23 protein-coding genes are annotated in these 23,223 nt (G+C 32.7%); 22 read left to right on the top strand and 1 reads right to left on the bottom strand.

Annotated elements, in window-relative coordinates; genetic code table 11:
• The first annotated feature begins 30 nt into the window (after positions 1-30).
• The 12 genes from OZP08_RS09270 (at position 31) to OZP08_RS09215 (ending at position 11,505) form a co-directional block, all read left to right on the top strand.
• Positions 31-789, top strand: a complete 759-nt coding sequence (locus OZP08_RS09270) for an ABC transporter ATP-binding protein (protein WP_281323552.1) — start codon at positions 31-33, stop codon at positions 787-789.
• A 210-nt stretch (positions 790-999) separates the two neighbouring features.
• On the top strand, positions 1,000-1,470 hold the full coding sequence (locus OZP08_RS09265; protein WP_281323551.1) for a DUF1801 domain-containing protein: 471 nt from the start codon (positions 1,000-1,002) through the stop codon (positions 1,468-1,470).
• Positions 1,471-1,637: 167 nt separating this feature from the next.
• Positions 1,638-3,287: a serine hydrolase domain-containing protein gene (locus tag OZP08_RS09260; RefSeq protein ID WP_268849344.1), complete on the top strand. Its 1,650-nt coding sequence runs from the start codon at positions 1,638-1,640 to the stop codon at positions 3,285-3,287.
• 180 nt (positions 3,288-3,467) lie between these two features.
• Positions 3,468-4,106, top strand: a complete 639-nt coding sequence (locus OZP08_RS09255; protein ID WP_268849343.1) for a hypothetical protein — start codon at positions 3,468-3,470, stop codon at positions 4,104-4,106.
• Between the two features lie 96 nt (positions 4,107-4,202).
• Positions 4,203-5,216 (top strand): hypothetical protein, encoded by a 1,014-nt coding sequence (locus OZP08_RS09250; protein ID WP_268849342.1) that lies wholly within the window; start codon positions 4,203-4,205, stop codon positions 5,214-5,216.
• A 744-nt stretch (positions 5,217-5,960) separates the two neighbouring features.
• Entirely contained in the window at positions 5,961-6,272 is a 312-nt protein-coding gene (locus tag OZP08_RS09245) for an ArsR/SmtB family transcription factor (RefSeq protein ID WP_268849477.1), read from the top strand.
• Positions 6,273-6,277: 5 nt separating this feature from the next.
• Positions 6,278-6,781: an SRPBCC family protein gene (locus OZP08_RS09240; protein ID WP_268849341.1), complete on the top strand. Its 504-nt coding sequence runs from the start codon at positions 6,278-6,280 to the stop codon at positions 6,779-6,781.
• Between the two features lie 216 nt (positions 6,782-6,997).
• Positions 6,998-7,555: a dihydrofolate reductase family protein gene (locus OZP08_RS09235; RefSeq protein WP_268849340.1), complete on the top strand. Its 558-nt coding sequence runs from the start codon at positions 6,998-7,000 to the stop codon at positions 7,553-7,555.
• A gap of 213 nt (positions 7,556-7,768) precedes the next feature.
• Complete coding sequence (locus OZP08_RS09230; protein ID WP_268849339.1) at positions 7,769-8,608, top strand: helix-turn-helix domain-containing protein; 840 nt, start codon at positions 7,769-7,771, stop codon at positions 8,606-8,608.
• Between the two features lie 91 nt (positions 8,609-8,699).
• Entirely contained in the window at positions 8,700-9,260 is a 561-nt protein-coding gene (locus OZP08_RS09225; RefSeq protein ID WP_268849338.1) for a YbhB/YbcL family Raf kinase inhibitor-like protein, read from the top strand.
• Positions 9,261-9,436: 176 nt separating this feature from the next.
• Positions 9,437-9,817 (top strand): ribosomal maturation YjgA family protein, encoded by a 381-nt coding sequence (locus OZP08_RS09220; RefSeq protein ID WP_281323550.1) that lies wholly within the window; start codon positions 9,437-9,439, stop codon positions 9,815-9,817.
• 359 nt (positions 9,818-10,176) lie between these two features.
• The gene (locus OZP08_RS09215) at positions 10,177-11,505 is read left to right on the top strand and encodes a serine hydrolase (protein WP_268849337.1); all 1,329 of its coding nucleotides are present in this window, start codon (positions 10,177-10,179) and stop codon (positions 11,503-11,505) included.
• Positions 11,506-11,582: 77 nt separating this feature from the next.
• On the opposite strand, the gene OZP08_RS09210 is transcribed toward OZP08_RS09215, so the two are convergent.
• Positions 11,583-11,726, bottom strand: a complete 144-nt coding sequence (locus OZP08_RS09210; RefSeq protein ID WP_268849336.1) for a hypothetical protein — start codon at positions 11,724-11,726, stop codon at positions 11,583-11,585.
• A 75-nt stretch (positions 11,727-11,801) separates the two neighbouring features.
• Between OZP08_RS09210 and OZP08_RS09205 the strand changes: the two genes are divergently transcribed.
• From OZP08_RS09205 to OZP08_RS09160, 10 genes are all read left to right on the top strand, one after another.
• Positions 11,802-12,380 (top strand): Crp/Fnr family transcriptional regulator, encoded by a 579-nt coding sequence (locus tag OZP08_RS09205; RefSeq protein ID WP_281323549.1) that lies wholly within the window; start codon positions 11,802-11,804, stop codon positions 12,378-12,380.
• 87 nt (positions 12,381-12,467) lie between these two features.
• A complete protein-coding gene (locus OZP08_RS09200) occupies positions 12,468-12,938 on the top strand; it encodes a YybH family protein (RefSeq protein ID WP_268849334.1) in 471 nt (156 codons plus the stop codon).
• A gap of 93 nt (positions 12,939-13,031) precedes the next feature.
• Positions 13,032-13,805: an isocitrate lyase/PEP mutase family protein gene (locus OZP08_RS09195; RefSeq protein WP_268849333.1), complete on the top strand. Its 774-nt coding sequence runs from the start codon at positions 13,032-13,034 to the stop codon at positions 13,803-13,805.
• A 107-nt stretch (positions 13,806-13,912) separates the two neighbouring features.
• The gene (locus OZP08_RS09190) at positions 13,913-15,019 is read left to right on the top strand and encodes a hypothetical protein (RefSeq protein WP_281323548.1); all 1,107 of its coding nucleotides are present in this window, start codon (positions 13,913-13,915) and stop codon (positions 15,017-15,019) included.
• Positions 15,020-15,199: 180 nt separating this feature from the next.
• Positions 15,200-15,613: an NIPSNAP family protein gene (locus tag OZP08_RS09185; protein WP_268849329.1), complete on the top strand. Its 414-nt coding sequence runs from the start codon at positions 15,200-15,202 to the stop codon at positions 15,611-15,613.
• Positions 15,614-15,789: 176 nt separating this feature from the next.
• Entirely contained in the window at positions 15,790-16,131 is a 342-nt protein-coding gene (locus tag OZP08_RS09180) for a YciI family protein (RefSeq protein ID WP_281323547.1), read from the top strand.
• 45 nt (positions 16,132-16,176) lie between these two features.
• The gene (locus OZP08_RS09175; RefSeq protein WP_268849327.1) at positions 16,177-17,412 is read left to right on the top strand and encodes an RNA polymerase sigma factor; all 1,236 of its coding nucleotides are present in this window, start codon (positions 16,177-16,179) and stop codon (positions 17,410-17,412) included.
• Positions 17,413-17,639: 227 nt separating this feature from the next.
• Positions 17,640-19,928 (top strand): DNA topoisomerase 3, encoded by a 2,289-nt coding sequence (locus OZP08_RS09170; RefSeq protein ID WP_281323546.1) that lies wholly within the window; start codon positions 17,640-17,642, stop codon positions 19,926-19,928.
• Between the two features lie 138 nt (positions 19,929-20,066).
• On the top strand, positions 20,067-20,558 hold the full coding sequence (locus OZP08_RS09165; RefSeq protein WP_281323545.1) for a DUF6265 family protein: 492 nt from the start codon (positions 20,067-20,069) through the stop codon (positions 20,556-20,558).
• A gap of 214 nt (positions 20,559-20,772) precedes the next feature.
• A complete protein-coding gene (locus OZP08_RS09160) occupies positions 20,773-23,172 on the top strand; it encodes a TonB-dependent receptor (RefSeq protein ID WP_281323544.1) in 2,400 nt (799 codons plus the stop codon).
• Positions 23,173-23,223 lie beyond the last annotated feature (51 nt).

The raw sequence follows: 23,223 nt of genomic DNA, 5'->3' as shown, positions 1-23,223 counted from the left end.
TAGATTTGGAATTATACTTACTCTAACATTATGGCTTCCGCCATTATTATTGCTAATTATACCTTATTTATACATCCAATCAACGAAAAAATTAAAAGAAATATTACAATGATTAGCATTGAAAACTTGTCTAAATCATATGGTACTAAAATAGTATTAGAGAAAATAAACTTAAAACTTGAAAAAGGTAAAGTTTATGGAATTGTTGGCGAAAATGGAGCGGGAAAAACTACTTTGTTCAAATGTATTGCCGGATTAGAAAAACATGAAGGAACAATAAATTGTGAATATGGAAAAACTAAAGATTTTCTAGGCTATCTACAAACAGAACCTTATTTTTTTTCAAAAATAACTGGTAATGAATACATAAAATTATTATGCAATGCTAGAAATGTAAGCTATACCGATTTAACAGAAAAAAATATTTTTAATTTACCCTTGAATGAATATGCGATAAAATACTCAACAGGAATGAGAAAAAAACTCGCATTTACTGCAATATTATTACAAGAAAATAAATTATTCATTTTAGACGAGCCCTTTAATGGTGTTGATATTCATAGTAATATAATAATTACCGAAATAATTCAAAAATTGAAAGAGATGGAAAAATTAATTATAATTTCTTCTCATATTTTTTCGACATTAAATGACACTTGCGATGAAATATTTTTATTGAAAAATGGACAAATTACTAAAAGAGTTCTTAAAGAAGAATTTAACACTTTAGAAAGCGAAATGAAAGAGTTTACAATCGGAAATAAAATAGAAAGATTAAACCTTAAATAAAAAAACGGCTGAAACTGCAGTTTGGCAATATGACGAGATTCAGACTTAATTAAAGGTTGGTTTTATACTTACAAAGCAGTGCTTAACCGAAATTTTAGCTTCCTTAATCCGTCACATCACCAAGTAATAAAAACGTTAGGTGACCGTTTTTTTTTTGAAGTATCGTTTTCAAGAGAAATTTAGTTTTGATATTATAGTTTCATTTTCAAAATGAGTTTTGAAAATGAAAAAATTATACAACCATTCATTATATATTTTATGAACGTAGAAGAACAAATCAAAGAGTATATCACTAGCCAACCTGAACCAAAGCGTAGTGATATGCAAGATTTACACAGGCTCATACTTCAAGTGTTGCCAGAAGGTAAATTATGGTTTTTGGATGGCAAAAACAGTGAAAATAAAATTGTTTCGAATCCCAATATAGGCTATGGACTTCGCACCATAAAATATGCAGATGGAAAAACCAGAGAGTTTTATCAAATTGGTATCAGCGCAAACCAAACCGGAATCTCAGTCTATATCCTCGGTATTGAAAACAAGAAATACTTATCCGAAACTTATGGAGAAAAACTTGGCAAAGCGAGTGTAAGCGGATATTGCATTAAGTTCAAAACATTGAAAGAGATAAATATTGATATACTCGAAGAGGCAATACGATATGGGGTTGAGATGACTTAAAGATATTGCTCAGAAATCAATCCGAAAGGGCAAAAATGGTTTGATGCATGGCCAGTTTAGTTTTTTCAAGCCTAAACTGAACTTTTTGCTATATTTATTCTAAATCAATAAAAAAGCCACTACGGGAATAAACCGGCGGGACATTAATAGTAATTATTGAGAAAAACATGAAAATATTCAACATCCTTTTAGCAACATTACTATTTCATTCATCTTTTGCACAAAGAACCAGGGAATTTACAAAAGTAGATTCCATACTTCAGAATTTTGATAAGCCAAATGCACCCGGCTTTAGTATTGGAATTGTAGAAAATGGGAAGCTGATCTATTCAAAAGGTATCGGATTTGCCAATATTGATAACCAAATAAAAAACTCCAACAGTAGTATTTTTGGAATTGCTTCAATTGCAAAACAATTCACTGCTGCTTGTATCTGGAGTTTGATTAAAGAAGGTAAAATTGATTTGGACGATGACATTAGAAAGTATATTCCTGAATTTCCTTCATATGGAAAAACCATCAGAATAAGACACATGTTGAATCATACAAGTGGTATAAGGAATTATCAAGCGATAATGGAGTTGGCTGGTTTTGATTATGATAGTGAGTTTCATGATAATAATACAATACTCAAATTAGCTTGTCAACAAAAAGAATTGAATAATATCCCTAGCGAAAAAGTCATATACGGAAATACTGCCTACACACTCTTAGCAATTGTAATTGAACGTATAACCGGCAAAAACCTGAACCAGTATGCAAAGGAAAAAATTTTCACACCATTGGGTATGAATCATACCTTTTACCGGGTAGACACAACTACTCTTATCCCCAACAAAGCTTTAGGATATGTTCAGAATAAGGATAAAAATTATGTACACTTATCAAGTAATCAAATAACTTATGGCGCAGGAAGTGTAGGCTCTTCAATTGAAGATTTAGCTAAATGGAGTGATGTCTTAAACGGATTAAATTCATCTTATATTGATTTAACAAACTTTCTTATCACCGTTGAAACCTTGCCCTCTGGAGAAATTCCCAAATATGCACGTGGCGTTATGGTTGATGAATACAAGAATATAAAAACCATACATCACAGTGGCTATGGTCTTGGTGGTCAATCTCAAATCATAGCGATTCCAAATCTTAAATTAGCAATTATCATACTGACCAATCTAGAGGCTATTGATCCTACTCCTATTTCATACAAAATTTTAGATTTATTTCTACCAGATCAAAATAGAGACACCTCTAAATCATCTATTGCGTATCATCACAAAATAAATGATTTACAAAAATTTGTTGGTCAATATAAAGAACAAAATAGTGACATGAAAATGGAGATTTTATTGAAAAATGACACACTACAATCGCTTAGTAGCCAAGGGAAAAAACCAATTTTTTTACTCGCAACAAACAAAGGGAAATTTATTCGGATGAATAACCCTAATGTATCCTATGATTTTATGCCAACTAATAATACCAAGACTGATTTAATTGTCTATTTCGGAGGCACTCCTTTTTATTTCTCCCGAGCTACATTTATTGATCCACAAACTGTCAATTTAACTGATTACATTGGTCGTTATTATTCTTCTGAACTTTCAGTTGAATATGAAATCTATATTCAAGACGGTAGTTTGTTTGTAAATTATCCAAAACATGATAAGATAAAACTAGCGTTAGGTCAAAAAGATGAATTTGGAAATGGACAAAGAGTTCTTTATCACTTTGGAAGAAACAAAGAAAATAATGTGATAAAATTTGATTTATCAGCTGAAGGTACCGTCAAAAACATTGAGTTCAACAAAAAATAACTACTATCTAGTCGGTTTTCCAAAATTTGGACTTTAAGTCTTAAAATTATGATGATTTCCTGTTTGTAAACTTTCTCTTTAATTTATACTTTTGGGCGAAACGTTCCTAGCTTCACAAAGCTGATGAAACGTTAGCGGTCATCATAAAGAGACGCATAAACAAACGAATAAAATTTAGAAATGAAACACATTAAACTGACAGCATTAATTCTTGGACTTTTACTCATCGGCTGTAATCAAACTGACAAAAAAACAACTTCATCTACTAACCAATCTCCAACTGATAAACCTTCTACTGATAAGCCTTCAGAAATAGTAACGAATGACAAGGAAAATCTTCAACAACTTGTAAGAAATCTTTATAAGTGGCACGAAAACAAAAGTTCGCAAAACGACTTTGACCCAACAGCAGACAGTCAAGACAGTATATATGTTGGACTTGACCTAAATAAACACAAACAAAGACTGGCAGAACTTAAAAAGACCAACTTTTTCAGCGACCAATTTCTTGACAACTACAATAAAATTGCATTGACAATAGACGAAGATCTAAAAAGTAAAAAACTTGAATGGTTTGTTGGTGAAATTCCTCCATTTGGCGATGACTCAAATCCTTGGTGTAATTGTCAAGACAACCCAGAGAATTATTGGCAGTCTATGACAATAGATAAAGTTACAATAGACAATAAAACGGCAACCTTTATCTGGACTTGGGGCAACAATTTTAAATATAAAGTAAAAGCAATTAAGGAAAATGACAACTGGAAAATTTCTTATTTGCAAGGATTTGACTTTAACGATTTTATTCCAACCAAATAACCGTCATAAGAAAGAAGAACAATGAATCGCAAAAGCAGTTTTACTATATAACTGCTTTTGCTTTTCTATAAAGTATTTAGTCTATAAACTACCCAATTGAAAATTAAATTATTTATAGTTGTATTATTTTTTCCATTATTGATTTTTGGAAATATGGCGCAACCTTGGGTTGAAGGTTCTAAACATTCGACATTATATGGTGCAAAAAATTGTCAGGTTATCAATGAAAATATTTTTATTAAATTAACTAAGTCAGAAGACGATATATATTTTGCAAACTATAAAATAAAATACACCATATATTCAGAAGTAAATCAGACAAATCCGTTACTATTTATTGGTATAGGATTAAGCAATAAAAAAACAGTTCGCGTAAATAATAACGAATCAAAAATCAATGGTTACGGCAAAAGCGATGCCTTAAATATTTATTATTCTAAAAATGATAGTCTGTCTGTAAATAAAGATGATTTAATTTATTTTGAAGCGAAATTAAATAAAGGAAAAAATACTGTCTATGTAGAATATGATGCCGATTTAGAGTATAATACTCGAGGTTTTATCAGAACTTATCGTCTAGAATATTCATTATATCCTTCAAAATTTTGGAAATCATTTGGTATAATCAATATTGAAATGTTATTGGGTGACAATTTAGAAGTTGCATCATCAAATATTGGCCAGCCAGAGATTAAAAATGATACTGCACATTGGGTAATAAAAAACATCAAGAAAGATACTATTGAGTTAGAGATTACCAAGAAAACAACTATTCTTTCAGACCTATTACTAATACTTCAACCTTTTGGAATATCAATCCTATTCTTGGTAGTAATGTTTGTCTATCATCGAAAATTATTAATAGAAAAACACAAACAAAAGAATTTAAAATACAAGTCAATTTTATCTTTAGGTGTATTAATAATTCCAATATTGTACTATGTTATATATTTCATCTCCTATTCATTGATTGATTTTACTTTGGGGCAAGCAAATTCAAAACACGGATATGTATTTCTTTTTGTATTTACATTACCAATCTTAATGCTTGTATATGGAATACTAATGTGGATAATTGACCGTAAATTAAAATCAAAATACTCAAAATAAAACAACTACAAATACTAGATCTTACACTATTGTAGCTTTTGGGTTTAATTTAAAGTTTATCTTTAATCGTTAGTTTTGGCAAACTTATCCCAAACTTAATAAAGTCAGCTGGACGTAAACGTTAGACTTTCAAAAATTGTAAAAAAGAACTCAAATTGCTCTTAAAAAAATAGTAAAAACTAAAAATGAAAGGATCATTCAAATACGGAAAAATATTATTGTCAATTGGCTTTTTTATTTTAATCAATCCATGGTTTTTTCTTTTAAGCTTTATTTTGATACTTCCAGGATTATACCATATTTGGTTTTCAGATGCACTTAAAAAATCAAAAATAAAATGGAGTTTAATTCCATTTGTTTGCTGGATTCCATTGATGATAATATTTTATCAGATATTCATGAAAAATAAAATATAAAAGAAGACATTAAGTTAAACGAAACTGTAAATAGCAGTTGTGAACAAATGAGACTTTAATGTATATCGGGAAGAGTCGGTGTTTACACTTCTCCCCTATTTTTCAACTTTTTCTTTAAATCATTTCGGTATATTTGTAAACATCTACAACAGAAATCTCCCATCTTCATAAAGCCTAGAACGCTTAAAACAACTGTCTAACAGCACTCTACAAATACAAACTTTTACATTATTTTCTTTTTGACTAAAAAAATTGGCAAAAATAATTGCGCAACCAAATAATTGCATGTATATTTGCAACCATATAGTAGCGCATAATTAAAATGGAAATAAGACGAGACATTTTTCAAGCAATTGCAGACCCCACAAGAAGAGCAATTATTACACTTATTGCTATGCAAGCAATGACACCCAATGCTATAGCAGAACACTTTGACACAAGCCGACAAGCTGTTTCTAAACATTTAAAAATACTCACAGAATGTGATTTAATAAAACAAGAACAACGAGGCAGAGAGATATATTACAAGCTTGAGGTAGACAAAATGAAAGATATAGACAATTGGCTTGAACAGTTTAGAAAAATATGGGAAATTCAATTTAATCAACTTGACAACTTATTATCAACAATTAAAAAATAGAAAAAATGAAAAACGATTTGCTATTTGATTTTACCGTTGACAAAGCAACAAAAACGGTATTCATAAACAGAGAATTTGCTGCCGAACTTTCGCTTGTATGGGATGCTTTTACCAAAGCAGAAATGCTGGACCAATGGGTTGCACCAAAACCTTGGACATCCAAAACAAAACATATGAATTTCGAAGTTGGCGGACGAAGATTTTATGCTATGGTAAGCCCGGAAGGTCTAGAGCGTTGGGCAATTCAAGAGTATACTTCTATTACTCCAAAAACCAATTTTAAAATGCATAATGCATTTGCAGACAAAGATGAAAATCCTGAATTACCAGGGTCTGATTGGAATTATAATTTCACCGAAGAAAACGGAAAGACAAAAGTCAGCATTACCATTTATAATGAATCACTTGCTCGCTTGGAGAAAATGATTGAAATGGGCTTCAAAGAAGGTTTCACAATGAGTATTGATAACTTAGAACAATTATTGGAAACTTTATTGCAACGACAATAAAAGAAAAACAACTATAGCTAACATTAACTTGTCATGATAGATGTTGCTTAGACCATTTGACATTTTCTTTACGAAAAATTGTATCTTTATTAGAAATAAATCGTTCCGCTAGCCTTAACTTCCCGAAGCCAGCGGAACGCTATGCATAATCCTTTGTTGACAGTACAAACTTCAACAGACAGACAGCAATTTCCTAATTGATTTAAACAAAATAGTATGAGAAAACTAATTGCAGCAATCAATATGACCCTTGACGGGTTTTGTGATCATACAGCCGTGATTGCTGATGAAGAAATACATCAACATTATACTGACTTGTTAAGTAGCGCTGACACCATTCTGTATGGGAGGAAAACTTATCAACTCATGGAATATTGGCAAAGTGTTGTAAAAAATCTAACAGGCAACAAAGCATCTGACGAATTTGCCATTGTAATAGATAAAATTCCCAAAATTGTTTTTTCCCACACACTGAAAAATATAGAATGGGAAAGTGCAAAGTTGGCAAATCGAGATATTGAAGAAGTCGTCTTAGAACTCAAACAACAACCAGGTAAAGATATTTTAGTAGGCAGTCGGAGTTTAATTATAAGCTTAATGAAACTTCACTTAATTGATGAATGCCAAATTTGTGTCCATCCTGTAATAGCAGGAAGCGGTTTACCATTATTTGAAGACCTAAACGACAGAACCATTCTTAAACTCCTAAAGACAAAAACCTTTGGTCGTGGTGCAGTAACACTTTACTATGAGCCCACAAACAATAACAATTAAATAATCACAAAACTAAAAAACAAAACGCTTTGCGTCTTTGCGAGAACAAATAAAACACCATACAGCTACAAGAAAATATTGAGGCTTAAAGCTTGAAATAATATTCTATTTGTGTTTGTAAACTTTATCTTAAATATATACATTTGGGTAAACAGTTCCAACCCTTCTCATAGTTGTTGGGACTTTAGATAGAAATTAAAGACGCATTACACAATGGACATTCAACATCTTCCGAATGATTTAAATATTGACACAGAAAGCGAGGTTCAAATTTTTGATTATCATATAACCAGTCCTTCTGTCAAGAATAAAGTTATGTTGAAAAAGAATGCATTTAGTTTTTTACTGGAAGGCACAAAAGAACTTATCACTCAAGACAAAACTACTGCTATTAACAATGATGCATTCTTGTTAATCAAATCAGGAAATTGTTTAATGACTGAAAATCTTTCAGAAACCAATACTTATCAAAGCATACTATTGTTTTTTGATGATGAGATATTGCTTAAATTTTCGCAAAAAAACAAGCTCACAACAACGGTTAATTCAAATTCTAAACCCTACGAGATATTTCAGTATGATGATTACATTCTTCATTTTGTCAAGAGTTTGATTAAAATAAAAGAATATAATAATTCACTTCAAAGAAGCTTATTGCAAACTAAATTTGAAGAAATATTGACCTATCTAATACACAAAAACGGCACCGAGTTTTTAAACAATATACTCACCTACCAAGACAGTCAGAAAAGACATTTTACAGAAGTAATTGAGAGCAATAAACTCAACAATTTAACTATACAGGAGCTTTCCTTTTTATGCAATATGAGCATTTCTACATTCAAGAGGAATTTTGAACAACACTACCAAACAAGCCCCATTAAATGGTTTCAGGAAAAGAGATTAGAATATTCCGCTTACTTGTTGAGTAATAAAAAGAAACGTCCTGTTGATATTTATTATGAAGTTGGATTTGAAAGTTTATCAAGTTTTACCCAAGCCTTCAAAATAAAATACAATACCACTCCAAAACAATTTCAATTATCAAAATGAACTTTTAGAAACACTTTTAGAGCTTTTTAAAATAACCTAAAGGCTTTCTGGTCAATTACCTTTGCAGTCTAATTCTTAAACAAATAAAAAAATGAAAAAGATTAATTTAGCACTACTACTTAGTTTGTTATTTACAACAAGTGCCATTTTTGCCCAAAAGACATTTACCTTAAGCAGCAAGGATTTGGGCGGACAAGCAACGAAAACAGAGGAATTTGGAGGCTTTGGTTGCACAGGCAAAAACCAATCTCCACAATTATCTTGGGCTAATGCACCCGAAGGCACAAAAAGTTTTGCAGTCACTATGTATGATCCAGACGCTCCAACTGGCAGTGGATGGTGGCATTGGTTGGTATTTGATATTCCAAATAACACTAATGAATTAGTTGCCAATGCAGGAAATATAAAATTAAATCTAGCACCAAAAGGAGCCATTCAAAGTATTACAAATTATGGCGCTGCAGGATATGGCGGACCATGCCCTCCAGAAAACCACGGAATACATCAGTACATAATTACGGTATACGCATTAAAAACAGACAAATTAGGCCTAGATGCTAACACAGATCCTGCAACAGTTGGGTACTATTTATGGTCGAATACCATTGCTAAAGCAAGTATTGTGACGTATTACCAAAGAGAGAAAAAATAATATAAGATTTAAAACTAAATCCTTAAAACAAAGCCCTTCTATCTTCCGACAGAAAGGCTTTGTTGATTTTGTATAATAAACGTCAAGTATTGTAACATGTTACTGGCTTCTCTGATTACTCGGGTATCACTCGTCTTTTCTTTCCTTACTTGATTTTAAAAAACTAAATTAGCATTATGCTGACATTCAACAGAAACTACTTTGCCTTAACAATTTTGATTTTTATAATAGAGATCATGATTGCTCTTTTTGTACATGATCGTTTTATCAGACCCTATATGGGAGATGTCTTGGTTGTGATTTTAATTTATTGCTTTGTTAGATCATTTCTCAAATTACCAATTATAACTGTTGCGATATCAGTATTGGTTTTCTCTTTTGCAACAGAATTTCTTCAATATCTGAATATAGTCGAAAAACTTGGTCTTGAAAATTCAAAAATTGCCAGAACGGTTATAGGAACTTCATCCTCATGGCTTGATTTACTAACGTATATTGCGGGAATTACAATCGTAATCATTGTCGAAAAATATTGGTTTAAAAAGATATTAAGATAACATCCCAATCAATTAAAATTCAGGATTGGTTTATTTTGTTTGTTGAATGTTTTTGCCAATTCTATGCTTTTCAAAGCCCTAAAAAATTGTAGACAAAAAAAGATTGTAACAATTCAGCTAGCTAATCGTCCTATTCTTAACTAACTAACCAAAATGCAAAAACAATCTTATTTTAAATCAACATTTAAGCAAGACCTATTAACGGAGCTTTGCTATCAGAAACGAGTGATACTTTTTAACCAAAAAGAACTCTGATCTTCAATTAACCAAATTAGGTTGGTATCATGCTTTTAGATTTCCTTATCAGCATACACCACTCTTTTATAACCACTTACCACTATCCTATACTAACCAAAATCATGAAAAAAACACTAATTACACTGTTTGCTATTATTGCATCATTACACAGCAATGCACAAGAATTTGATAAAAAAATAGAATCCCTTATTGATAAAGCAACAAACCTATATCGATTTAATGGAACTGTACTGGTAAGTAAAAAAGGAAAGATACTATTAGAAAAAGGGTATGGATTTCAAGATATAAAAAACAATGTCAGTAACACACCAAATACAATCTATCAAGTAGGATCAACAACAAAACAATTTACCTCAGCAGTTATATTAAAATTAGCGGAACAAAATAAATTAACTCTGGATGATAAAATAAGCAAATATTTCCCAGAATTTAAGTTCAACCCAAACATAACGATCAAACATTTACTGACACACACTTCTGGTCTTCCTGAAATCTTTAGAGATCCTTTATTTCTCAAAGAAAACAAGCAATTACATATGAGTAAAGAGAAAATGCTGTCTTTCTATGTCGATAAACCACTTTACTTTGAGCCTGGGACACAATATTCATACTGCAATTCTGGCTATCAACTTTTAGGACTGATTAGCGAAAAAATTACAGGAAAGCCATACGAACTTAATGTTAGGGAACTAATTCTTAAACCCCTAAAAATGAATCATAGCGGTTTTGATTTTTCGGGATTAAATAGTACCCAAAAAGCAACTGGTTATTCTAAATACTCCAAAAACAAATATGAGCAATCCATACCTTGGGATTCAACCGTCACTTATTCGGCAGGAGCATTATATACTACGGCACACGATTTATATTTATGGCATGAAGGATTGCTAAATAACAAAGTATTAAAAAAATCAACTTTAAAAGAAGCCTATACCCCTTTTTTGGAGGGATATGGATTGGGGTGTTTTATAGATACTTTATATGAAAAAAAGGTGATCTCACATGGTGGAAACATAGAGGGTTTTACCAGTTATTTTGGAAGAATTGAAGAAGATGATGTGTGCGTAATTTTGTTAAATAATATATATAACACAGAAATTGAATCAATCGGAACTTCCATTTTAGCAATTCTTTACGATAAGCCATACCGCTTTTTTGAGGAAACAAAAATTAGTGATGATGTATTAGAAAAATATGTGGGCGACTATGAGATAAATACAGATTATCATATAAAAATAGCACGTATTGATAATCAATTATTTGCACAAATAAAAAATGAACCTAAGATCCAAATATTTGCAGACAAAGAGAACTCTTTCTTTGTAAAAGAAGAAGACATTAGAGTAAAGTTTAAAGTTGAGAATGGAAAAGTCATAGGAATAACAGTCTACCAAGGTCTTAGCACCAAAAAAGGAGACAAAATAATATAGATTTAAAATTAAATCAGCAAAACAAAGCCCTTCCGTCGAAAGATAGAAGGGCTTTGTTCATTATTCGCCATTACTAACTATTGTTTTGAACTAATGGCTTTTAAGGTAGCCTGATAGTTGTCGGAGAAAACTTCTTTTTTGTATATTTGGTTTGGTGATAAAACAACCCAAGGAACAAAAATTCCCATCAGCTTAAGACTGGCTGGGGTATTAGCAGTCATTGTAAAATAGCATAGTTACTAAACAAATAAACAGTTGAGCAATATAAAATATCTAAAAATATAAATCACAAAAAGTTGAACGAGACGGCTGAATTTCACATCTTCTATAAACATATTACAAACTTCTCTCCTATCACAGAAAAAGAGTTTGAAAACATTTTACCTTATTTTTCAAAAATCACCCTCAAGAAAGGCGATAGCCTAATAAAACAGGGGGAAAAAGTAAACTACACCTACTGGGTTGTAAAAGGCTTACTTATATCCAACTTTACGGATAATGAGGGGAAAGAACATATAATACAATTTGCCAATGAAGGATGCTGGATTACAGACCAACAAGCATTTTATAACCAGACAACAGCCATTTTTGAGATTAATTCCCTTGAACAAACAGAATTGATTTCAATTTCATTTGATGATCGGGAAAAATTATGCTCAGCCATTCCCAAGATGGAGCATTTTTTCCGTAAAAAAGCCAACGACAGTTTTATAAAACAACAAAAAAGACTGCTTACCTATATGGCCAATGATGCTACCGAAAGATTTAATCTCTTGCTTAAAGAGTACCCTGACCTGATACAAAGGGTTTCAAAAAGGAAATTAGCGTCATACTTGGGTGTAACAAGAGAAACATTGAGCCGTTTGAAAAAATAATCAGCTTCCTCAAAATAGTGATATACGTCACTTCTTTTTTATTAGCATAAGCTGAATTTTGCATGGTAACAAAACAATAAATCTATTATGCTAAACAAATTATTTATCTCAGCAATTGTCCTTACAAGCCTTTTAGCCTGTAAGGATCCTAAAAAAGAAATTCAAAATACCGCTCTGGAAGAAGCCAAAAAAGCAATAGCGGAAAGCAATGCAATATATTTTGAATCATTCGTAAAAAACGATTCATCCATTTTCATCAATCGTTATGCTAAGGATGCAGTTATTATGGCACCCAATTCTGTACCAATGTATGGTCATGATGCCGCATCAAAATTCTTTAGAAAAGCTTATGATAGCTACGGAATGAGAAATGGCAAATTTATCACAACAGCCGTATATGGTGATGGCCTTGAGTTTGTAACAGAAGAGGGTTTATGGCAGTCTTTTAATGACAAAGGAGAATTATTTGATGATGGTAAATTCCTTGTACTCTGGAAAAAAACTCCTCAGGGCTGGAAAATGTTCAGAGATTCTTTTAGCAGTAACCGTAAGTTATAAAAACTAAAGCATTCAGTAATTTAGGATATTAAAAAAACTAACATTAATTAAATACAAAAAATAGAATTGCTCTCTAATTTTAAATTAAACAATATGACAAATCATTTTCAAAAATTTAAAGAATTACACTATCAGCAGGAACCATTGTTGATTGGCAATGTTTGGAATGTACAAAGTGCCAAAAAAATGGAAGATCTGGATTTTAAAGCCATCGCCACATCAAGCTACGCAGTTGCAGAAACGCTAGGGTACGATGACGGTGAACAAATGAGCTTTGATGAATATTTATTCATAATAAAGCGTATTGCAGCGTCAGTGACTATACCGCTTTCAGTAGATTTAGAAGCTGGTTATGGAGAAACGCCTGCCGAGATAGTAAAGAGAATAAAGGAATTGAATACAATTGGTGTTTGCGGAATAAACATTGAAGACTCTATAGTCGAACATGGAGTAAGAACAATTATAGATGCTGAAGCATTTTCTAAAAAAATTAAGTCGGTTATTGAAGAACTTTCAAAAGAGGGTATTGAGATGTTTATCAATATTCGTTCTGACGCATTCTTGCTGAATTTGCCTAATAGCTTAGTTGAAGCCCAGAAAAGAATCCAAATTTATCAAACCACTGGTGCCCATGGATTGTTTTTCCCTTGTGTTACAAAAATCGAAGATATATCGGCTTTAACAGAGGCATCTCTCCTACCAATAAATGTGCTCTGTATGCCTGCTCTACCAGATTTTGATGCTCTCCAAAATGCAGGAGTAAAACGAATTAGTATGGGAAATTCTTTGAACAGTAAAATATATCAATATCTAGGAACAGAGGTTGAGACAGTTCTTAAAAACCAAAATTTTCATAGCGTATTTTAAAAACAAGAGAGAAGCTATGCAACTTCATTAGTTAAAAAATGATGATTAACTAAAGACTATTATTTAGAAAAAACAAGGAACAGGAAATTTTATAGAAACCTTTCATTATGAAGATCTTCAAATTATTTATTTTACTTATTCTGAATTTATTTTCAATTGCAAAAACAAATGCGCAAGCCATTCAAAATGACAGTATAAAACTGGATTACACCAAAATTTATGCCTTGGCATTAGATGGGAATCCTAAATCGGCTTTGCCATTACTGGATATAGATCCAACAAAAAAAATAGCTCAAAAGGACCTACAATTCAAATCGAATTTTGAAAACCGATTCAAGTTTGAAGAAGATAAAAGTGATTTCCTGGAAACCCGAAAATCAAAAATGGATGAGCTTTTAAAAATTTACAGAGATTATTGGCGGTTATCATTCTTAAACAAAGAAAATAAAAACGATACCCTCATGATGAAAAATGTTTCTGATTTTCTTAAAGCCAATTTTTCAGCTGCAAAAAATTTAACCATCAATGAGGACAGTATCGATGTATATCAAAAAAAATACATCTCTAGTTTAGGGTATCATACAACAGGGTTTGGAAAAACAGGAAATTTGTATGATTTGTTAGTTTGGAAAACAGAAAAAGATACTATCTATAAGCTCAATTATGACGGAAAGGAAACTTTAGTCAAAATCTACTTTATGGATGATTTTATTACTTTGGGTTGGAGCGAATATGCCACTTTGGGCAGGTACTATCCAGCTGGCTGGGCAACCAACGAAGCCTTGTTTTGTGTAAAAAAAGCGTATGATTTAAAATCAGAAGCTTTTAAAGTTAGTTATCTTGGTCATGAAGGCAGACATTTTGCGGACTATAAATTATTCCCACAATTAAAAGGCATAGGTTCTGCAGATTTAGAATATAGAGCAAAATTGACCGAATTGGCATTATATAAAACAGAAAATGAAATACTGAAAAGAGTTGGCTTTTTTATAAATAATGCCAATTATGATAGCCAAAACGGGCATTCGATTGCAGCATTTTGCGTGATCAGAGATTTATCCAAAGAGTTATTTAATACCGATTTTGAAAAGGATTTAGAAAAATGGAAAACAATTCCTCTTCAAAAAATAAACAAAACCGCCTCAAAAATTCTTGATGAAAACACAAAATCATTAAAGAAAATCCCAAATGTCGAAAAATTTATCAAACAATAATTGCTTAAATCAGCTTTCGTCAACGTAGCAGCTTGACTTGTGTTTGGAAATTCTTTGATTTTTATAAGGCAGCTTTTGTTTTGTAATCTTTTTATTAAATTTACGCGTGTATAAAAAACCAACCGCTAGTTTTGATTGTACCGAGTAAACCTTCAAAATGAACACAATAAATCATCAAATATGAAATTACTTTTATTGACTTTATTATTAATTACAACATCTGTAAAATGTCAAAATACAACTGTTGTAGCCACCGATAAAAAACCAAATCCTATTTATGAATTGCGTGTTTATGAAATATTTGAAAATAACAAGAAAGATTTTCATGATCGATTTCGAGATCATGCTATGCGCATAATGAAGAAATACAACTTTAAAATTTCTTCTATTTGGGAATCAAAATCAGAAAACAAAGTTGAATTTATTTATCTTTTAGAATGGCCCAATGAAATAACCATGAAGCAAGCCTGGGAACAATTTAGAGCCGATAAAGAATGGATAGAAATCAAAAAACAGACAAGTGCGAAATTTGGAGATTTGGTAGGAAACATTGAAGACCGCATTTTGACTAAAACAAGCTATTCTCCAAATTAAATAGATCAAGCAAACATAAAAACTCCGATAGATACAGTAGCGACTTGTTGTTGAAGATTTAAATACCGAAGTTGTTAAACTTAAAAGCAGACATACCTCAACAAAAAAATTAAAAAACTTTGTCCCCCTTTGGCAATATCAATCGTCATTAAGACAAACAATAAAATTGTAAACAAATGAAAGAATTCTTATTAGTATTTAGAGGAGACTACAAGTCAATGCCTGAATTATCACCAGAAGAAATGCAGGCAACTACACAAAAATGGATCAATTGGGTCGCAAGCTTTGCAGCACAGAACAAATTATCCGACAGAGGAAACCGCCTAGTAAGTACTGGCAAAGTAATGACAGATAATGACATAATCTCGGATGGGCCTTATACTGAAATTAAGGAATCAATTATGGGTTATACCATCATAAAATCCGAATCAATTGAGGAAGCCTCCGTTTTAGTGCAGGATTGTCCGGTTTTTTCCGCAGGCGGTAGTCTTGAGATTAGGGAAATTAGCGTATTGTAACTTTTTACAAAGGTCTTTGTAGCGATGCAAAGACCTTTTTTTACTATGGAATTAAACGAAATCACTCCGCATTTGTTCAGGACGGAGTATAGCAAGATTGTAGCTGTACTTTGTAAAACGTTTCAATTAAAAAATATTGAAATTGCCGAAGACATTGCAAGCGAAACATTTTTGAAAGCATCAGAATATTGGGCAATTAAAGGACTACCCGAAAATCCAACAGCTTGGTTATATACCGTTGCCAAAAATAAAGCAAAAGACTATTTCAAACACCTTACAGTTTTTGAAACTCAAATCAGAGATACTATTAAACTGAATGAAAATGAAGCAGAACAGGATTTTGAATTTAGCAGTCAGACAATTTCTGACAGCCAATTAGCCATGATTTTTGCGGTTTGCAATTCAACTAATTCAACCGAAAGTCAAATCTGCTTGGCACTTCAAATTCTTTGTGGGTTTTCTATAGAAGAAATTGCAAACGCGTTTCTGACCAAAACTGAAACCATTAAAAAACGACTACAAAGAGCAAGAACTAATCTTCGTAGCGACAACTTTCAAATCAAATCATTAAGCGAAACTGAAATCAAATCGCGATTAGATACTGTTTTAAAAACCTTATACTTACTTTTTAACGAAGGTTATTTTTCTAAAACCAATAACCAACTTATCCGAAAAGAACTCTGTTCGGAATCAATCAGACTTACACTCCTGTTAACAGAAAATTCATTTACCAATACACCACAAACAAACGCTTTATTAGCCTTACTATGTTTCCAGAGTTCACGGCTTGAAGCAAGAGTAAACATAAATGGTGATGCCATCCTCTTTGATGAACAAGACAAAAACTTATGGGATAAATCGTTGATCGAAAGAGGAAACTATTATTTAGTAAAAGCCTGTAACGGGAACGAAATCTCGAAATACCATTTAGAAGCAGGTATCGCCTATTGGCACTCAACATCTACAGACAAAAATAAATGGGATCACGTTTTACAATTATATAACCAACTCATACTTATTGAGTATTCGCCCATAACAGCATTAAACAGAACATTTGCCTTTGCCAAAGTTTACGGACACGAAAAAGCCATACCAGAAGCTCATAAACTTAACTTGACTGATAATAACTATTATCACGGATTGTTAGGTTACTTGTATGCAGACACCGATAGTAACAAAGCTATTAATCATTACGAGCAAGCCATTAAGCTGACAAAATCAAGGACCGAGAAACAAACACTAACAAAGGAAATTAAACGACTGAAAGACCAAAATATCTGAAAGAATTCAAAAATGTCTTTATTTAATTCACAATCAAAATCATTACGAAGAACGATGCAATCGCATTTAGCATATCCGCCTCCAATGATTTTTTTGGATTGGTTTCTGATAGTGCAATTGCATCGTTCCTCGCAATGACTCACTCACTCCGTTCATAACTCCATAAAGTTTCTCTTTAATACCAATTTCTAAATTCCTAATTTGCGCCTTCAAATTAGAAGGAGAAAATGAAGGTCTGTATTGCTGAGAAACCAAGTGTCGCACGAGAAATCGCATCCGTTCTGGGAGCCAATACCAAACACGATGGGTATTACGAAGGAAATGGTTATGCTGTAACTTACACTTTTGGTCATTTATGCACCCTAAAAGAACCTAATGATTACAGACCCAATTGGAAAAGTTGGGATTTGAACAACCTACCTATGCTTCCCGAAAAATTTGAAACCAAAGTGGTTCAAAATTCAGGGATTCAAAAGCAATTTAAAATTGTAAAAAGCCTATTTGACAAAGCCGAGTTGGTTATAAACTGCGGGGATGCTGGGCAAGAAGGAGAACTCATTCAGCGTTGGGTAATGAATGAAGCCCATTATAAAGGCGAAGTAAAACGCCTATGGATTTCATCCCTTACTACCGAAGCCATAAAAGAAGGTTTTGAAAACCTGAAACCATCCACCAACTACGATAATCTATACTACGCAGGATTTTCCAGAGCCATTGGCGACTGGTTACTCGGCATGAACGCCACGCGTTTGTACACCGTAAAGCATGGCGGATACAAACAAGTATTGTCAATTGGGCGGGTGCAAACCCCAACATTGGCCATGGTAGTAGACCGATTCAAAGAAATCGAGAATTTCAAACCACAACCCTATTGGGAGTTACAAACTTTATACAGAGAAACACTTTTCAGTTATGAAGAAGGTCGTTTTCTAAAAAAAGAAGACGGTGAAATTTTGGCCGAAAAAGTCAAAGAAAGTGATTTTGAAATTGTTTCCATCGAAAAAAAGAATGGTAATGAATATGCGCCAAAGCTTTTTGACTTAACCGGTTTACAGGTGTATTGCAATACTAAGTTTGGTTTTTCGGCAGATGAAACACTAAAAATTGTACAAACTTTATACGAACAAAAGGTAGTTACTTACCCGAGAGTTGATACCACATTTTTACCAAGCGACATCTACCCGAAAGTACCTGGTATTCTTGGGAAATTAACCAATTACTCAGAGTTAACACAGCCGCTTTTAGAGAAAAAAATCAAAAAATCGCCTAAGGTTTTCAACGACAAAAAAGTAACAGATCACCATGCGATTATTCCAACGGGAATACAAAACAATCTGCCGTACAATCAGCAACAAGTATATGACATTATTGTAAAACGTTTTATTGCTGTTTTTTACGACGATTGTTTGGTAGCCAACACCGCAGTAATAGGAAAAGCTGCCGATGTAACTTTTAAAACCACCGGAAAAGAAATCTTAAAAAAAGGATGGCGAATAGTATTTGAAGATCCAAACGCAAAAGAAAAAGAAGCCGACCTATTACCGAGTTTTGTTTTGGGAGAAAAAGGCCCACATGAACCTTCATTTTTGCAAAAAGAAACCAAACCGCCCAATCAGTTTACAGAAGCAACCTTATTACGTGCTATGGAAACCGCAGGTAAGCAAGTAGATGATGAAGATTTGCGCGAACTGATGAAAGAAAACGGTATCGGGCGTCCATCAACCCGAGCCAATATTATCGAAACACTTTTCAAGCGCCAATACATAGTTCGAAACAAAAAACAAGTTTTACCAACACCAACGGGGATTCAACTTATTGATACTATTCAAAATGAATTAATAAAATCGGCTGAGCTTACCGGTACTTGGGAAAAACAGTTAAAGGATATTGAAAAAGGAGAATATACCGCTGGTGCATTTATCAGTAATATGAAACGCATGGTCGATGCTTTGGTGTATGAAGTACGAAGCGAAACCAGACGTGCCAATATTTCGCATGCAGGAACGATTCAGAAACAAGAAGCTATCGTTGAGAAAAAGAAAGCGGCAGGAATTTTGGCCGAAGTCTGTCCAAAATGCAAAAAAACAACACTGGTAAAAGGGAAATCAGCATATGGATGTGGTGATTATAAAGCAGGTTGTAATTTCGTATTGCCATTTACTTTCGGAGAGAAAAAAATATCAGAGAACCAATACTTGCGATTACTCCAAAAAGGATCAACAGTAAATTTAAAAGACATCAAAACTAATGCTGGTACAGTAGAAGGTTTGCTTCGTTTTGATGAAAATTTCAAACTCAAATTAGAACCTAAAAAGACAGCCGCAAAAACAACACCAGATGCAATAGCCTGTCCTAAATGTAAAAAAGGAATAGTTATGAAAGGAAAAACCGCTTATGGATGTGGTGATTATAAATTAGGATGCGACTATAAAGTAACTTTTGAAGAGGTCAGAGAAAAACTAAAAGATCAAAAACCAACCAAAGAATTGGTTTATGCTATACTTTCTAAGTTATAAGTTAGATTTTAGAGATTACTAAGATTTAAAATTCATAATTCATAATTCATAATTCATAATTCATAATTCATAATTCATAATTCATAATCCTATTTTTTATACTTTAGCGTTTAGAAATAACACCAAATATCTATACCAATGTTTCAAAAAACAACACTTATATTACTTTTGATAGCATTTGTTTCTTGTAAAAATTCAGAATCAAACGAGAAGGAAATAATTAAAAAAAGCAATTGGCTACTTGGGGAATGGGAAAATAAAGTAGATGAAGGCGTACTTTCTGAAAACTGGAAACGTCTTAATGACAGTACTTTTCAAGCCGAATCATTTTTTATCAAAGAGAATGACACTTTGCATTCTGAAACCATAACATTACAACAAAAAGGAGAAGAATTATTTTATATAGCCACTGTAAAAGGTCAAAATAATGACAAACCTGTTACTTTTAACATGACTTCATCAACAGATAAAAAATTGGTTTTCGAAAATCCTAAACACGATTATCCACAAAAAATCACTTATACTCAAATTAGCAAAGATAGTTTGGTTGCCGAAATCTCAGGAATCCAACTCGGAAAACCAAGCTCTGAGAAATTTGGAATGAAAAAACAGAACAAAAAAACAGAGTAAAAACTTACTTTTTTATACATAAGAAAAGCCTTGCCATACGAAGCAAGGCTTTTTTTATGCATTAAAATACTCAAAAACAGGTATTTGTAATTTAATTTATAATAAATCTAAATAAAAACTGTTAAATAAAGTTAAATTTTTACATTTGCATTATTCTTATTTATTCTAAATAGCAATAATTATTTTAAACTTTTCACTTTCAAACATGAAATACATGAATCAACAATTCCCCCAACTTAAATTACTTACATGCCTATTTCTCCTTTTTTCGGCAACAATTTTTGCCCAAGTAACCGGGAGCATAAAAGGAACCGTTAAAACCAGTGATAACAAACCAGCCGAAGGTGTTTCTATCACTATCAAAGAGCTAAACAGAACAACCATTGCCGATAATAACGGTATTTTTGCCATCACAAAAGTTCCAGATGGTAACTACAAACTAATTGTATCCTTGGTTGGTTATAATGATGTAGAACAAAACGTAAGCGTTGTATCTGGCGAAACTGCAACTGTAAACATTGACCTCGCATTATCTAATACAGAGTTGAATCAAGTAGTGGTTTTAAGTAACAAAAGTGCTTTCAAAACCAACCGTATATCTTCTTCCCTTAGGTTACAATCTCCTATCATAGAAATTCCGCAAAACATTCAGGTTATCACTGGAAAATTAATTCAGGATCAACAAATTTTCGATATGCTCGAAGGTGTAACCCGCAACGTAAGTGGTGCCACTAGAGTAGAACATTGGGATAATTATGCCAATATATTTATGAGAGGAAGTCAAGTATCGGCTTTTAGAAATGGTATGAACGTGAGTACAACTTGGGGTCCATTGACAGAGGACATGAGTATGGTAGAACGTATAGAATTTGTAAAAGGTCCAGCTGGATTTATGCTTGCCAACGGAAACCCTAGCGGATTTTACAACGTTGTTACAAAAAAGCCAAGTGGCCGCACAAAAGGTGAAGCTAATATTTCGTTAGGAAGTTTTGATATGTACAGAGCATCTTTGGACTTTGACGGAAAACTTTCTAAAGACGGAAAACTATTGTACCGCATTAATGTTATGGGACAAGCCAAAGGAAGTCACCGTGATTTTGACTACAACAACCGTTACTCGATTGCACCAGTTTTAAAATACTTAGTCGATGATAACACTTCGATTACGCTAGAATACACCAAACAATTTTCTCAAGTAAACATTATAGGATCAAACTATGTCTTCTCAAACAGAGGATATGCTGATTTACCAAAAAGTTTTACCACTGGTGAGCCAAACTTTAAGCCTACCAACATGGATGACCAAAGCATTTTGGCAATCATAGACCATAAAATAAATGACAAATGGAAATTTACAGGACAAGCTTCTTACTTTAATTACAAACAAGAAGGAATGTCTATGTGGCCACAATGGCCTGGTTTTACTCCAGGAAATGATGAAATCTTAAATCGTGGAATTTCTATTTGGGATATTTTAGGATTAACCAAAACTGGACAATTCTTTGTAAACGGAGAAGAAAAAACAGGATCTATCACACACAAAATCCTAGGAGGAATTGATATGAGTGATAAAATGTACTACCATGACTGGAGTCAATCAGCTGCGCTTAATGGGTATGATGCCAGCGGAAACATAGTTCCGTTTAATATTTACAATCCTATTCACGGAAATGTTCCTGCATCTGCAATGCCAAATTTTGACAGAAGCAGAAATATAAAAGAAAGAGGCGTTCAGTACCACAATGGTTACAATGCTTTTTATATGCAAGATGAACTTGGCTTATTCGAAGATAAACTTCGCTTGACACTTGCTGGTAGATACACCACTCTAAAAACATCAAACCCTTATTCTGGTTCTTTCAAAGACAGCAAATTTACACCTCGTGTTGGAGTAAGTTATTCTTTAAACAAAAACACGGCTGCTTATTTTGTGAGCGATCAATCGTTTAATGAAAATTACGGAACAGATTGGCAAGGCAAAAGTTTTGATCCCCAAACAGGAAATAATCTTGAGTTGGGTTTCAAAAGAGATTGGATGAACGGAAAATGGAACTCTGTTGTTGCAGTTTACCAAATTACAAACAAAAACATCTTGACTGCAGATCCTGAACATTCTACAGGAGCAATTCAGTACAGCAGACAAAGCGGAGAACAAAAAGTAAAAGGTGTTGAAGTAGATGTTAGAGGAGAAATTTTTAAAAACCTAGACCTTGTTATGAACTATGCTTTTACAGAAGCTAAAGTAACTAAAGACACAGATCCAGCATTAGTAGGAACTCAAGTTGCTGGAACCTCAAGACATATTCAAAATACTTGGTTGAATTATAAAATGGATCAAGGTGCCCTAAACGGACTAGGTCTTTCATTAGGATACCAATATCAAGTAGATAGATCTCCATGGTTTGTCTCTAATGATCAATCTACAAATTTGCCTGATTATTTCCGTTTAGACGGAGGAGTTACCTACCAAAAAGGAAAAATGACCTATAATGTAATTGTCAACAACATATTAAACCAATATTTATACTCAGGTGGTAAATACTCAGGTTCATATTTCTATTGGCAAGCAGAACCGGGAACAAACGTTCGTTTATCTGTTAGTTATAAATTTTAAGCATTACTAAAACCGCAAATAAACTCCACTTGAAAATAGTGGAGTTTATTT

Origin of the sequence: Flavobacterium aestivum (genome assembly GCF_026870175.2) — a bacterium.
Taxonomy (GTDB): Bacteria; Bacteroidota; Bacteroidia; order Flavobacteriales; family Flavobacteriaceae; genus Flavobacterium; species Flavobacterium aestivum.
Note: the sequence above shows the minus strand (reverse complement) of the source record. Positions and strands in the feature narration are given on the sequence as shown.